A 12,687-nucleotide genomic window follows, 5' to 3' on the forward strand; every position below is an offset into this window, starting at 1 on the left:
CGTGGCCCGCCGAAGCCCGCGCCGAGGCGGAACCCGTCGCAGCGGAATGCAGGTCAGCATCGAGGGCCTGGACGAACTGCGCGACCAGCTCAACAACCTCGGCACCGAGGCGCGTGCCGCGTGCTTTCGGGCGCTGAAGGCCTCGGCCGAGGCCATCGTCGACGACGTGCAGCGGCACGTCCGGGTCAACACCGGGAACCTGAAACGGGACATCAACGCCCGTTACCAGAACAACAAGCTGGTCGCCGAGATCGGGTGGTGGCAGCACGATGATGACTACGCCAAGGAGCAGGAGTTCGGGACCCGCCGCATCCCGGCGAACCCGACGTTGCTGCCCGCCCTGGAACGCGAACGCCGGCACCTGGCCGACCGGATCCGAGCCGAGGTGAGGAGGACCATGCCGTGAGCACACCGCCCGCCCCGATGCTTCCTGTGCAGGGCGCCATCGATGCGCGGCTGCGCGGGGACACCGAGCTGATGGGCATGGTCGACGGCCTGTACGACTACGTTCCCGAGACCTGCCAGTACCCGTTCATCGTGACGGGCGAGGCCCTGGAAACCCCCGACGACCGGCACGGCAGTTTCGGCCGGCAGACCGTGGTGACGCTGCACGTGTGGTCGCAGTACCGCGGCTACGCGCAGGCGCTGCGAATCGGCGCCCGCGTCACGGCCCTGCTCGATCACCAGCCGCTCACCGTGCCAGGGCTCGCCCACATCGTGACCCGTTACGAGTTCGCCCAGACGCTCACCGACCCCGAGCCGCCCGGCGACATTCGGCATCTGGTGCTGCGGTACCGGGTCGTCACCGAGAAGCCGTAACCCTTCCCCACCCCGCCCCGTGCCGCCATGGCCGGGGCCTCTTTCATGCCAGGAGGCAGTCATGGCCGGTATCGACGGCTTCGGAACAGTGCTCAAGCGCGGCGACGGCGAGGAGCCGGAGGTGTTCACCGCCATCGCGAACCTGACCAACGTGGATGACGGTGGCCGGACCCGGACCACGATCGACGTCACCGCGCATGACTCCCCGAACCAGTACATGGAGTTCGTGGGCGGGCTGATCGACCCGGGCGAGGTGACCGTCGATATCAACTACGACCCGGCGGTCCACGACGTGCTTGAGGCCGACCTCGAAGACACGGACCCGAGGAACTACCAGATCGTGTTCCCCGATACCGCCGAGACGACGTTCAGCTTCGCGGCCGTCATGACTGGGTTCTCCAAGTCGGCGCCCTACGACGACAAGCTGTCCGGCTCGCTGACCTTCAAGGTCTCCGGCAAGCCCACCATCGCCTAGAAACGGATCATCCATGGCACTGCTCAGCAAGGACCAGATCAACGCCGCGGACGACCGTTTGTGGGAAGACGTGCCCGTGCCCGAGTGGGGCGGGGACGTGCGGGTGCTCGGCATGTCCGGCACCGACCGCAACGCCTACCAGTCCAGCATGGTCGTCATCGGTACGAACGGGAAACCCCAGCGCGTCAACCTGAACGACCAACTCGCCAAGCTCGTCGGTAAGTGCCTGGTCGGTGAGGACTTCCAGCGCCTCTACTCCGACAAGGAGGTGGCCGCGCTCGGGCGGAAGAACGGCGCTGTCCTGGACCGCCTCGCGGACGTCGCCAAGCGCCTGTCCGGACTCAACGACAAGGCCGTAGAGGACGCAGCGGGAAACTCCGAAGCGCACCCGAGCGGCGCTTCTACTTCCGACTAGCGGCCCACCTCGGCGCCCGCTCGGTGCGCCACATGCTCGCGGACATCACCTCGGCCGAAATCACTGAGTGGATGGCCTACGAGCAGATCAGTGGCCCCCTCGGCCCCGAACGGTCCGACGTCCTGTCCTCGATCCTCGCGGCCACCGTCGCGAACACTGCCCGCGGCAAGGGGCAGCGCGCGAAAGAGCCCGGCGACTTCCTGCCCAAGTGGGACCAGGGCGCTGCGGCCAAGGGCGGGGACTGGGAACAGATGCTCACCACCGTCAAGTCGCTGACCCGGCGACTACACGGCAACGACCTGACGGAAGGGAGCAGCCGTGACGCTTGAGGAGCTCCTCGTCTCGGTCGGCATCAACACCGACGACCTGACCAGCGGCGCCCAAGGCGCCGCCGACGACGTCGAATCCAGCCTCGGCGGAATCAAGGGCGCGGCAGCCGGCGCGGCAGTCGGTGGCCTCTTCGCAATGGGGCTGTCCAACGCCGTGGATGCCACAGCTGCCAACACGAAGCTGAAGAATCAACTCGGCCTCACCGAAGCCGAGGCCGAGCGTGCCGGCGGTGTCGCTGGTGACGTGTTCAGCGCCGGGTTCGGTGACTCGATCGATGGCGTCAACGAGGCACTGGGTGCGGTGACGTCGAACATTGGCGGCCTCGGTGAAGCAACCGACGCCGAACTGGACCAGATGACCAAGAGCGCTCTGGCGCTGGCCGACACGTTCGAGTTCGACGTGGGCGAGTCGACGCAGGCGGTTGGCACGCTGATCAAGACCGGGATGGTCAAGGACGGTATGGAGGCGTTCGATCTCCTGACCGCGGCAGCGCAGAAGCTCCCGCCGAAGCTGCGCGAGGAAGTCCCCGCGATGATCTCGGAGTACGGAGAGTTCTTCGACCAGCTCGGGTTTACCGGTCCGGAGATGATGGGCCTGCTCGCCCAGGCGGCGCAGGACCCGACGTTTCAGCTCGACAAGCTCGGTGACGCGGTCAAGGAATTCACCCTCCAGATGGCCGACACAGCCAAGGTCAAGGACCCGCTGAAACAGCTTGGGTTGAATGTCAAGGACATTCAGAAGCTGATGAACACCGGTCACGGAACCAAGGCGTTCGACCAGGTCACCACCGCGCTCAAGGGCGTGGAGAGCCAGACCAAGCGCACCTCGATTCAGGCCGCCCTGTTCGGTGGGCCGGGCGAGGACATGGGGAACAGCCTGCTGAATCTGGACGCCACCGGGGCGGCTGCGGCCACCGGGCTGGACAAGGCGGCCGGTGCAGCGAAGGGCGTCACCGACAGTGTGGCCGCATCCAAGTCGATGGACAGCATCATGCGGACCCTGGCCACGACGATCGGCGAGATGCTCGCCCCCGCGCTGAAGATCCTGGCCGACTTCATGAAGGAGAACCCCGAGCTGATCAAGATCTTGGCGCCGATCCTGCTCGCGCTGGCCGCCGCGATCGGCATTGCGGTGGTCGCTCAGTGGGCGTGGAACACAGCCCTGTGGGCGTTCCCCGGCACGTGGATCATCGCCGGAATCATCGCCCTGATCGCCGTAATCGTGCTGATCATCGTCTACTGGGACGAGATCGCCACCGCCACCGGCGAGGCCTGGGACTGGATTACCGGCAAACTCGGCGACGCGTGGGGCTGGATCACCGATCACGTCAGCCAGACCTGGGGCTGGGTCACTGGCGTAACCGGCGACGCCTGGGACTGGGTGACCGGCAAGGTCTCCGATGGTGTGGACACCGTGATGGAGCAGATCTATCTCCTGAGCAGAATCCCCGGCCAGGTCGCGGGCTGGCTGGGCCAGCTCGTCACGTGGGTATCGGGGCTCCCTGGACGGATCGCCCGCGCCGCGTCGGGCATGTGGGACAGCATCGTCAGCAACTTCAAGGGCGCAATCAACTCCCTGATCAGCATGTGGAACGGGCTCTCGTTCACCCTCGGCGGCGGCAACTTCATGGGCGTCGACATCCCGCAGGTGACCCTCTCCACCCCCGATATTCCGTACCTCGCGGCCGGTGGCGTCACGACCGGCCCGACGCTCGCCATGATCGGTGAGGGCAATGAGGACGAAGTCGTGGCCCCGCTGTCGAAGCTGGACGGCATGCTGCGCGGCGTCGCGAACTCCGTCCGCAACACGGGCGGACAGTCACGCGAGCCCCTCGCGATCGAAGTGGTCGGCGCTGACTCAGAGTTCGTCGACTTCTTCAAGAGCATCGTCCGCAACAAGGCTGGCGGATCCGTCGTCCGCCTCGGAGAGGGGTAACCCATGCCGAGCCTGCCACCGCCACGCGTCACCGAGCTCTACTACAACGGGGCGTGGCACGACATCAGCAGCAGCATGCGGGAGTCGGACCCGGTCGCGATCACGCGGGGTGCCACCGCGCTCGGGACCCGGGCCGACCCCACCGCCGCCACCGCCACTCTCGACAACCGGTCCGGGAACTACAGCCCCCGCAACCCGCTCTCCAGCCTGTACGGCCTGATCGGGCGCAACACGCCGTGGCGGTTCTCCGTCATCGCGGGCGGCCCCTACCTGTACCTGCCGCCCACCGGCACGTACACCGTGGCCACCCCCGACACATCCGCCCTCGACATCCTCGGCGACATCGACGTCCGGATGGATGTTGCCCTCGATGTCTGGGACGACCCGCAGCTGCTGGCCGCCCGGTATGCCACCGGCGGGAATCTCGGCTGGGCGCTGGAACTCGGCCCCGACGGCAACCTGTTCCTCACGTGGTCCCCCACCGGGGCCGCCGCACAGCAGCGGTACACGAAGTCGACGTCAGTGGTGCCGGCCACGGCCGGGCAGCGGGTGCGGGTGCGGGCCGCCCTCGATGTAGACAACGGTGCGGGCGGGTGCACGACCACGTTCTACGTGGCGTTCGGCAACGGGCCCTGGGTCGTGCTCGGTACGCCCGTCGTGAGCTCCGGGACCACGTCGCTGTTCGCCGCGTCGGCGCCGCTGCAGCTGGGTGACAGCGACATCACACTGACCCCGGACGGGGCATCCGGACTTCCGCGAGCGAAGGGACGCGTCTACGGGCTGCAGGTGCACGCCGGAATCGGCGGGGTGCTCCGCACCAACGTCGTCCCCGCCCAGCAGGCCACAGCCGGGACCCGGACGTTCACGGACGGCACCGGCGCCCTCTGGACTCTGACCGGCGCAGCATCCCTGTCCAACCGGACGGTGCGGATGGAGGGCGAGATCCCGGCGTGGCCGCCCTCGCGGGACCTGTCCGGCGCGGATGCCACCGTGCAGATCGCCCCTGCCGGAATCATGCGCCGCCTCGGGTCCGGGAACCGGCCGCTCGACAGCGCGCTGCGCCGCTACATCATCGGCAACGCCCCGCTGGAGTGCTGGCCGCTCACGGACGGCGAGCAGGCCACCCAGGGCTCGCCCCTGCTCGCGTCGCCGCCGGCCATCTCGATCGGGGACCCCGCCCCGCAGTGGGCAAAGGGCACCGTCGCCTCCTGGATCGAACCGACCCTGCGGTTCCCCGCCGGGGCCAGCACTCAGATCGAAGCCCGCCCCCGGGTGCAGGGCGCTACGGCCAGCTGGTCAGTGGACTTCGTCCGATCCGGGCTCGGCGGATTCGAGGCCGTGACCGTCATCGACAGCGGCAGCGGCACCAACGCTGATCCGTCCACCCTGTGGCAGCTCGTCCTCCTGGCTGGCCTGAACCAGATCACCGTCGTGCGCACCGTCCAGCTGACTGACACGTCATCGGTCACCACGTTGGGGACGATCGCGGCGCCCGGCATCTTCGACGCCCAGCCGCACCACATCCGCCTGTCCACCGTGGCGGGCAGCAGCCTCACCGCGTGGACCGTCTACATCGACGGAGTGATAGCGGACGCCGGGGCCGAGTCCGGCATCGGACGACCCGTGGGGCTGATCGGCTACGCCTGCGACCTGGGCACCGACAACCCGTCCCCCGAAGTGTCCCTCGGCTACCTCACGTACTGGGGCGACACCGCCCCGAACGCGTCGGACATGTACACCGCCATGATGGGATTCCCGGGCGAGACTGCCGGCGCCCGCGCGCTGCGCCTGTCCGCCGAGAACGGTGTGCCTGTCTCGCTCATGGGGGTTGCCGGCGAGTCCACCGCACTCGGGACGCAGGAGCCGCAGCGGTACCTGGAGTCGCTCGACACAATCGCCGCTGCGGACCTCGGGCTGATGCTGGAGCAGCGGGACGCACGGGCGCTCGTCTACCGGGCCCGGACCACCCTGTACAACCAGGACCCCACCCTCACCCTCGACTTCGCGAACGGGGAGATCTCAGCTCCGTTCGCGCCGATCGACGACGACAAGCTGACCGAGAACGACGTCACGGTCACCAGGACGGGCGGGGCGTCCGCGAACGCGGTGTCCACGGACGGGCCTCTGTCCGTGGACGCGATCGGCCGGTACGACGTCGCCCCGGAACTGTCCCTCGCGGCGGACACCCAGACGACGCAACAGGCGTACTGGCGGATGCACGTCGGGACATACGACGGCCTGCGGTACACGAAGATCACCGTGGACCTGGGCAACCCCCGCGGTTACGCGCTCGTCAACGACGTCCTGGCCGTCGACGTCGGCGACCTGATCCGCCTGCAGAACCTGCCTGCGGACCAGCAGCCCGGCGACGTCGATCTCCTCGTCACCGGATACGACGAGGAGATCGGCGCCACCGCCTGGACGATCACGTACACGTGCGTCCCTGCCGGGCCGTGGACTGTCGGCGTGGTGGCAGACCGCGCCCTTGGGCGGGCCGATACAGCCGGGTCCGTTCTGGGGTCGGCCGTCACTTCGACAGCAACATCCCTGGCCGTGACCACAACCACGGGACCCCGCTGGATCAGCACGGCTGAATGGCCGGCCGACTTTCCATTCGACGTGACGTGCGGCGGGGAGGTCATGACCGTGACCGACGTGACCGGCCAGCGCGGCGACAGGTTCGAGCGCAGCGTCACGGGCGGGTGGGGAACCGCCACGTCCGGGCAGGCCTGGACAACCACCGGCGGGTCCAGCTCCGACTACTCGGTGCAGGGGGGCTGACCATGGCGGACCTCTACGCAAACTACGCCGCCTTGGCCGCCGTTGAGGTGGAAGGCGTCGGCTACTCCCGGACCGCAGTCGCCCCGGCCGGGGCCACGTGGTCGTCCATCGCGATCCACGGCGGCGGCATCGAGACCGGGTCCGGAGAAATGGCCCGCGAAGTTGCCCAGGCCGGGGCCCGGATGGCCTACTACGAATTCCAGGGCCTGAAGACGTCCGGGAACGGCGACCTACACATCACGAGTACGAACTTCGACGAGCCGACCGCGGTTGCCCTGGTCACCGCGACGAAGCGCTGCCTGTCCTTCCACGGCTTCGTCGGCACCGACGGCGTACCCGAGACGGCCCTCGGCGGCCTCGATACCGGGCTCGTCGCCTCGCTCACGGCCAGTCTCACCGCGGCCGGGTTCCGGGTCATCACGACCCCGTCAGAGATCGGCGGCACCGACCCGGCGAACATCTGCAACCGGACCAGCAGCGGCGCCGGCGTGCAGCTGGAGATGTCCCGAGCCCTGCGAGACAGCTTCTTCCCTGGGGCAAACACGCGCCCGATCCGGGACGCAGGCCTGCGCACCGAGGCGTTCCACAGGTACGCGGCCGCGGTCCGCGCCGCGTACCTGGGGCGCGGCCTGATGAGCATCGGCAGTACCAACGTGTCCCGCTGGGCGCTGCTCCCGTCCCCCGCGGCGAACGTCGACTTCACCGCGTCCGTCGCCACCGACCAGCTCGCCACCGGCGGCGGGCATTTCCCCTCGCTCGTCGCGCGGTGGGCCGACGCCTCCAACTGCTATCTGGCTCGGCTCGAATTCTCACCAACGCAGACGGTGATCCTGACCCTGCGCAAGAGGCTCGCGGGATCCGAGACGCTGCTGGCGCAGTACACGACGGGCCTAACACACGCCGCTGGCCGCCGCTTCCGCGTGCGGATGCAGCTGGCCGGAACCACGCTCCGGGCGAACGTCTGGCAGGACGGCACCGCCGAACCTGCGGGCTGGCAGCTGGAGACCACGGACACCTCGCTCACGGCGGCCGGATCGATCGGGATGCGCGGCATCCTCTCCACCGCGAACACCAACACCCCGCCCGTCACCGTGTCGTGGGGGGACTTCACCACCCGCGGCAACGCCCAGACGTTCACCACGACCCGGTCCGTCAACGGCACCACCAAACCGCATACGGCGGGCACGGCCGTGCGGCTCGCCCGCCCCAGCATCGTCGCCCTGTAGGAGGCACACATGCCCACTGCCTGGCTGGCAGGAATGATCATCAGCGCTGACCGGCTGCTCGGAGATTTCCGGGACTGGGAGAACCTGCCGATCAAATCGCCCGCATCCGACGGCACGCCCGGCCAGTCTCTGCACAGGATCAAGCGGCACCCGGACGGTCAGGTGGAAATCCAGCTCGACGTCTCGGTGAGCACGTCAACGAGCGCTTCGATTGCCACGCTCCCGACGTGGGCCCGGCCATCGAGCGGAACGCGCCGCAACGCCACGGCGCTGAACAGCAGCAACGCCGCCTTCAACGCGCACATCGACCTCACCGCGGCCGGTGACGTGAACCTGTTCGCCGTCACGACCAACATGTCGAGCATCACGTGGGTGGCCCTGCACACCACATACACCCCGTAACCCACCACCCCCCTGCCCCGCGCCGCCATGGCCGGGGCTTTCTCATGCCCTGGAGGGCTCGATGGCCACACCCCTATCCGCCGACACTTTTCTCGCTGCCCTGCTGGCCGAAGGGTGCACCGTTGCCCAGGTCGGTGACTGGCGCACCCACAACCGCAACCACACGGGCCCCTGGGGGCCGGTCAACGGCGTGATGATCCACCACACCGTCACCAAGGGCACAGCCGCCACCGTGCGCATCGTCCGCGACGGATACACCGCGCTGCCCGGCCCGCTGTGCCACGGCATGATCGCGAAGGACGGCCGGGTGCACCTCGTCGGCTACGGCCGGGCGAACCATGCCGGCCTCGGCGACCCCGACGTCCTGGCCGCAGTCGTCGCTGAACGGCCCGTACCCACGGACAACGAGGCCACTGTCGACGGCAACCGGCACTTCTACGGCTTCGAGTGCGAGAACCTCGGGGACGGCAAGGACCCCTGGCCCGAGGCGCAACTGCTCGCGATCGAGCAGGTCTCGGCTGCAATCTGCCGGGCGCACGGCTGGGACGCGGCCTCCGTGATCCGGCATCTCGACTGGCAGCCCGGGAAAGTCGACCCGCGCGGGATCGACTGGACGAAGATGCGCACCCGCATCGACACGCGCCTCGGCACGAAGACGCCGACCCGGCCGCCTGCCTCGGCGCCGAGTAAGCCGGTAGTCGACCTGTCCCAGCTCGTCGCCGCCGCCCGCTCCAACCCGAGCGCGGCCGGCACCCCAGTCACGTACTCCGGGGTCCGGACCGTGGAGGCCGCTCTCGTCAACGCCGGGCTGCTCTCCAAGAAGTTCAGCGACGGGCATTTCGGCACAACCACCGTTACCGCCTACGCCGCGTGGCAGCGGTCCAAGGCCGGCGGAAACTACCGGGGCCAGGCCGCCGACGGCATCCCCGGCAAGGCATCACTCACCGCCCTGGGCCGTGCCCACGGCTTCACCGTGAAGGACTGACCCATGACGAAGCAGCTGCTCCTCGACAGCGCCGAGCGCGCGGGCTGGACCGGCGTCCAGGCCGCGCTCGGCGTCGCCATCACCGACCTCGCCAACATCCCCGTGTGGTGGGCCGCACCCATCGGCCTCGCCCTCGCCGCCGCGAAGGGTTGGGCTGCCGGTCACCTCGGCCGGGCGGGCACCGCGTCCACGTTGCCCGCGGCCGCCGACCCGGCGTCGCACCCGACGGGTATCTGAGCTGCCCACCGAGCACCACGGGAGTACGTATGGACGCTGCCATGGCCGCCGCGCTGTCTGCTGTGCTGGCCGCGCTGTTCACTGCGACAGCGGCCGCATACGGCTCCCGAGGTGCGGCCAGGGCGACCCGGGAGGGCGGAGTCATCACCGGATACGACAGCCTCACCGAGCGGTTGGTGAAGGAGCGGGACAAGGCAGAGCTGGACCAGTCGACAGCTGAAGCGAAGGTCGCTGCGCTGGAGCTGGAAGTGTCACGGCTGAAGCTGCTCGTGACGCAGCTCGGGGGGACGCCATGACACGGACAGCACGTTTGCTGTACCGGCGCCGCCGCGGCCTCTGGGTCACGGCGGCGCTCCTGTTCCTGGGCGGCGGGCTCGCGATCGCGTTCCTGCAGATCGACAAGGCGGAGTCGCGCGGGGATCAGCTGGCTGCCGAGGCGGACCGGCGGGGTGCCGCGGTCACCACGCTGGCGACGGATGTGCGGACGCTGCGCGCGCAGGTCCAGGCGCGCGGCGGGACCCCGGCGGCCCCGGACCCGGGCGACGCGGTGGAGGATCTGCCGGCGCGGGCCGAGGTGCCGGTGCCGATCCCAGGCCCGCCGGGGCCGCGCGGGAAGACCGGTGCGCGGGGCGGCCGCGGCGCGACCGGTGCGGCGGCCACCCCGGGCCCGTCCGGCGCGAGCGGCCGCGCGGGAACGGACTCTTCAATTCCGGGGCCCGTTGGCCCCGCAGGTCCTGCGGGCGCGGCGGGCCCGGCGGGCGAGCAGGGCCCGGCCGGACAGCCCGGTACCGCGGGCAAGGACGGCGCGAACGGCCGCGACGGCGCGGATGGCCAGACGTGCCCGGCCGGGTACAGCCTCCAGCCGTCGCCGTCGGATCCGGATGCGCTGGTCTGCCGGCGCGACGGGGCACCGAGCGTTCCAGCCCCGACCACGTCCCCGGCCGCGTATGCCCTGCTCGACCGCCGCCGCACGTGACCCACAACGCCCCGCCCGGCTACGGCCGGGTGGGGCTACTTCTTTTTGCCCGCTCGGATGATCTGGTCCACGCGGGCGGTGGAGAGGCCTCCGAGCAGCTGGCCGACCTGGGCAAAGGTGCGGCCTTCCTTGAGGGTGGTGACGGCGTCGCTGCGGATGGCCGTGATGTCCTGGCTGAGGTCGGGTAGGGCGGCGAGGATCTGCCGGGCAGCTGCTTCGCGGGCGATCGGGTCGCTGATTGAGGCGAGCTCGGTGGTGAGGGCGTCGCGGGTGGCCGCGAGGAGCTGGGTGATGCGCTCGGGGTCGCTGGTCATGGGATCAGAGTAGGTCTCCGCGCCCTCATCACTGCCCCGGCTACGGCCGGCGGCAGGGGGCGCATTCGTGTGTACGGGGTACCCAGCGGATGCGCTCTTGACTGCGATCCGCGGCCGCGCGAGTGTCTGTGGAATCCTGTGCAATCCACGCGGAGGGAACGTCATGGCCCTGCACTTCCTAGGAATCGACCCCGACAGCCCGGTCGACGAATCGCCGACCATTTGGCTGGACGACGCGACCGGCGACCTGATCATTCAGTCCTACGTCGCCGACGGCAGCACCGTCGATCAGGCGAAAGAAGTCGGCTCGATCCCCGGGCACTCCACCGACATCCCGCCCGGCGAGACGATCATCCGGCTGCCCGCGAAGATGCGGCAGTTCCTCCCCCACTCGAACGGAGACAGCAGCGGTGCAACCCCCCGCACGTGAGGCGCTCGCGCGCGCACAACGGAGCGCCGTACACCTGGAGATGCGCGACGGCTATGCCCTCGACGACCCCGGGTTCATCGCGTGGCAGCGCGGGCAGAGGCTCGACCTCGCCGACCGGGCGTCGTGGTGGGGGCCGTGGCACGACCACGTGCAGGAGGCGACCGCCCGGGGCGTCACGGTCCGTCGGGCCCGGATCATCTCAGAGCCGGTCACTGACTATGTGCGGTACGAGCACGATCTGACGCCGACCAACATTGCCGCTGGCGAAGAGGTGCGATGGCTGCCGCGGAGGCAGACGACCGATCTCGCGCTGCCCGGTACGGACTTCTGGGTGTTCGACGACGAACTCGTACTGTTCCACCACTTTGGGGGTGCCGGCGCTCTCGCCGAGGACGGGCGCGAGTACACCGCGGATCCTGCTCGGGCGAAGCTCTGCACCGAGGCGTTCGAGTCCGTGTGGCGGCGGGCGATCCCGCATGCGGAGTACGACCCTGCCTGATGGCTGTCTCATCATCGAGCGTTCAGAACGCCCGACGGGTTCTCGCCGACCGGCTCGCCGAGATCCGTCGGGACGCTGAACTATCCGGCAAGGAACTCGCCGCGCGCCTTGGGTGGTATCCCTCGAAGGTCAGCCGGATTGAGCACGCCCGCACCGCCCCGTCTGCAGACGACGTCCGTGTGTGGTGCGAGGCATGCGACGCGGCCGACCAGGCCGGCGACTTGGTTCGCTCGCTGCGCGCGGTCGAGGGCATGTTCGTAGAGTGGCGCCGCGTGGAGCGCGACGGACTGCGGCAGGCGCAGGTCGCTGTCCGGCCGCTGTTCGAGCGCACGTCGCGGTTCCGCGCCTACTCATCATGGTTCGTGCCTGGCCTGATACAGAACCGCGCCTACACCGAGGCCGTACTGCGGGCGGTGCAGCAGCGCCGCGTCGCAGTCGATGATGTCGACGCGGCAGTCGCTGCTCGGGTCGAGCGACAGCGGGTGTTGCACGAGCCCGGCAAGGTGTTCGCGTTCCTCCTTGAAGAGTCCGTGCTGCGTTCGGGGATCGGCGGCCGCGACGTCATGGTCGGGCAGCTCGGCCACCTGATCGCCACGGGCGCGCAGCCGAACATCAGCCTCGGCGTCATCCCCGCACGGCCGGACCGTACCCGCATGCCCGTCGAGGGGTTTTGGATCTTCGACTCGTCGCAGGTGTCCGTCGAGCTCGTGTCAGGACACCTCACGATCTCGCAGGCGCACGAGGTGAGTCAGTACGCCGCGACCTTCGCCGAGCTGTCCGATCACGCTGTATACGGAGCCGAGGCGCGGTCGGTCATCATGGACGCTCTTCAGCAGCTCGGCTGAATCCGTAGAATCTCGCAG

Annotated in this window: 17 protein-coding genes; 16 read left to right on the forward strand and 1 reads right to left on the reverse strand. The window is 69.3% G+C overall.

Annotation, left to right across the window (positions count from 1 at the left end):
- Nucleotide 1: 1 nt before the first annotated feature.
- From ACIO3R_RS32330 to ACIO3R_RS32390, 13 genes are all read left to right on the forward strand, one after another.
- Nucleotides 2–406 (forward strand): HK97-gp10 family putative phage morphogenesis protein, encoded by a 405-nt coding sequence (locus ACIO3R_RS32330; RefSeq protein ID WP_402110579.1) that lies wholly within the window; start codon nt 2–4, stop codon nt 404–406.
- Nucleotides 403–819 (forward strand): DUF3168 domain-containing protein, encoded by a 417-nt coding sequence (locus ACIO3R_RS32335; protein WP_402110581.1) that lies wholly within the window; start codon nt 403–405, stop codon nt 817–819. The genes ACIO3R_RS32330 and ACIO3R_RS32335 overlap by 4 nt, the downstream gene beginning before the upstream one ends.
- 61 nt (nt 820–880) lie before the next feature.
- Nucleotides 881–1,294 carry a phage tail tube protein gene (locus ACIO3R_RS32340; RefSeq protein ID WP_402110583.1) on the forward strand — a complete coding sequence of 138 codons (414 nt, stop codon included), beginning with the start codon at nt 881–883 and terminating at the stop codon, nt 1,292–1,294.
- Nucleotides 1,295–1,307: 13 nt separating this feature from the next.
- The gene (locus ACIO3R_RS32345) at nt 1,308–1,709 is read left to right on the forward strand and encodes a hypothetical protein (RefSeq protein ID WP_402110584.1); all 402 of its coding nucleotides are present in this window, start codon (nt 1,308–1,310) and stop codon (nt 1,707–1,709) included.
- A 32-nt stretch (nt 1,710–1,741) separates the two neighbouring features.
- On the forward strand, nt 1,742–2,038 hold the full coding sequence (locus ACIO3R_RS32350; protein WP_402110586.1) for a hypothetical protein: 297 nt from the start codon (nt 1,742–1,744) through the stop codon (nt 2,036–2,038).
- Entirely contained in the window at nt 2,028–3,974 is a 1,947-nt protein-coding gene (locus ACIO3R_RS32355; protein ID WP_402110587.1) for a hypothetical protein, read from the forward strand. The genes ACIO3R_RS32350 and ACIO3R_RS32355 overlap by 11 nt, the downstream gene beginning before the upstream one ends.
- 3 nt (nt 3,975–3,977) lie before the next feature.
- Nucleotides 3,978–6,755: a hypothetical protein gene (locus tag ACIO3R_RS32360; RefSeq protein WP_402110589.1), complete on the forward strand. Its 2,778-nt coding sequence runs from the start codon at nt 3,978–3,980 to the stop codon at nt 6,753–6,755.
- 2 nt (nt 6,756–6,757) lie between these two features.
- Nucleotides 6,758–7,981: a poly-gamma-glutamate hydrolase family protein gene (locus ACIO3R_RS32365; protein ID WP_402110591.1), complete on the forward strand. Its 1,224-nt coding sequence runs from the start codon at nt 6,758–6,760 to the stop codon at nt 7,979–7,981.
- A gap of 9 nt (nt 7,982–7,990) precedes the next feature.
- On the forward strand, nt 7,991–8,383 hold the full coding sequence (locus ACIO3R_RS32370) for a hypothetical protein (RefSeq protein ID WP_402110593.1): 393 nt from the start codon (nt 7,991–7,993) through the stop codon (nt 8,381–8,383).
- Nucleotides 8,384–8,444: 61 nt separating this feature from the next.
- On the forward strand, nt 8,445–9,368 hold the full coding sequence (locus ACIO3R_RS32375; RefSeq protein ID WP_402110595.1) for an N-acetylmuramoyl-L-alanine amidase: 924 nt from the start codon (nt 8,445–8,447) through the stop codon (nt 9,366–9,368).
- 3 nt (nt 9,369–9,371) lie between these two features.
- The gene (locus tag ACIO3R_RS32380; protein WP_402110596.1) at nt 9,372–9,605 is read left to right on the forward strand and encodes a hypothetical protein; all 234 of its coding nucleotides are present in this window, start codon (nt 9,372–9,374) and stop codon (nt 9,603–9,605) included.
- 29 nt (nt 9,606–9,634) lie between these two features.
- The gene (locus ACIO3R_RS32385) at nt 9,635–9,901 is read left to right on the forward strand and encodes a hypothetical protein (protein ID WP_402110598.1); all 267 of its coding nucleotides are present in this window, start codon (nt 9,635–9,637) and stop codon (nt 9,899–9,901) included.
- Complete coding sequence (locus tag ACIO3R_RS32390; RefSeq protein WP_402110600.1) at nt 9,898–10,581, forward strand: collagen-like protein; 684 nt, start codon at nt 9,898–9,900, stop codon at nt 10,579–10,581. Before ACIO3R_RS32385 ends, ACIO3R_RS32390 begins: the two co-directional genes overlap by 4 nt.
- A 35-nt stretch (nt 10,582–10,616) precedes the next feature.
- Here the strand turns inward: ACIO3R_RS32390 and ACIO3R_RS32395 are convergent, their stop codons facing one another.
- Nucleotides 10,617–10,895 (reverse strand): hypothetical protein, encoded by a 279-nt coding sequence (locus tag ACIO3R_RS32395; protein WP_402110601.1) that lies wholly within the window; start codon nt 10,893–10,895, stop codon nt 10,617–10,619.
- A gap of 163 nt (nt 10,896–11,058) precedes the next feature.
- Between ACIO3R_RS32395 and ACIO3R_RS32400 the strand changes: the two genes are divergently transcribed.
- From ACIO3R_RS32400 to ACIO3R_RS32410, 3 genes are read left to right on the forward strand one after another with little or no spacing between them, the layout of a single operon-like run.
- On the forward strand, nt 11,059–11,325 hold the full coding sequence (locus tag ACIO3R_RS32400; protein WP_402110602.1) for a hypothetical protein: 267 nt from the start codon (nt 11,059–11,061) through the stop codon (nt 11,323–11,325).
- Entirely contained in the window at nt 11,306–11,824 is a 519-nt protein-coding gene (locus ACIO3R_RS32405; protein WP_402110604.1) for a DUF6879 family protein, read from the forward strand. The genes ACIO3R_RS32400 and ACIO3R_RS32405 overlap by 20 nt, the downstream gene beginning before the upstream one ends.
- A complete protein-coding gene (locus ACIO3R_RS32410) occupies nt 11,824–12,669 on the forward strand; it encodes a helix-turn-helix domain-containing protein (protein WP_402110606.1) in 846 nt (281 codons plus the stop codon). Before ACIO3R_RS32405 ends, ACIO3R_RS32410 begins: the two co-directional genes overlap by 1 nt.
- Nucleotides 12,670–12,687: the final 18 nt, after the last annotated feature.

The sequence above is a fragment of the Streptomyces sp. NPDC087428 genome, from assembly GCF_044744085.1.
GTDB lineage: Bacteria > Actinomycetota > Actinomycetes > Streptomycetales > Streptomycetaceae > Streptomyces.

Coding starts and splice junctions, on each gene's coding strand:
- ACIO3R_RS32380 (WP_402110596.1), top strand. CDS start 9,372: ATGACGAAGCAGCTGCTCCTCGACAGCGCCGAGCGCGCGGGCTGGACC.
- ACIO3R_RS32350 (WP_402110586.1), top strand. CDS start 1,742: ATGCTCGCGGACATCACCTCGGCCGAAATCACTGAGTGGATGGCCTAC.
- ACIO3R_RS32385 (WP_402110598.1), top strand. CDS start 9,635: ATGGACGCTGCCATGGCCGCCGCGCTGTCTGCTGTGCTGGCCGCGCTG.
- ACIO3R_RS32400 (WP_402110602.1), top strand. CDS start 11,059: ATGGCCCTGCACTTCCTAGGAATCGACCCCGACAGCCCGGTCGACGAA.
- ACIO3R_RS32375 (WP_402110595.1), top strand. CDS start 8,445: ATGGCCACACCCCTATCCGCCGACACTTTTCTCGCTGCCCTGCTGGCC.
- ACIO3R_RS32410 (WP_402110606.1), top strand. CDS start 11,824: ATGGCTGTCTCATCATCGAGCGTTCAGAACGCCCGACGGGTTCTCGCC.
- ACIO3R_RS32360 (WP_402110589.1), top strand. CDS start 3,978: ATGCCGAGCCTGCCACCGCCACGCGTCACCGAGCTCTACTACAACGGG.
- ACIO3R_RS32390 (WP_402110600.1), top strand. CDS start 9,898: ATGACACGGACAGCACGTTTGCTGTACCGGCGCCGCCGCGGCCTCTGG.
- ACIO3R_RS32365 (WP_402110591.1), top strand. CDS start 6,758: ATGGCGGACCTCTACGCAAACTACGCCGCCTTGGCCGCCGTTGAGGTG.
- ACIO3R_RS32345 (WP_402110584.1), top strand. CDS start 1,308: ATGGCACTGCTCAGCAAGGACCAGATCAACGCCGCGGACGACCGTTTG.
- ACIO3R_RS32395 (WP_402110601.1), bottom strand. CDS start 10,895: ATGACCAGCGACCCCGAGCGCATCACCCAGCTCCTCGCGGCCACCCGC.
- ACIO3R_RS32370 (WP_402110593.1), top strand. CDS start 7,991: ATGCCCACTGCCTGGCTGGCAGGAATGATCATCAGCGCTGACCGGCTG.
- ACIO3R_RS32340 (WP_402110583.1), top strand. CDS start 881: ATGGCCGGTATCGACGGCTTCGGAACAGTGCTCAAGCGCGGCGACGGC.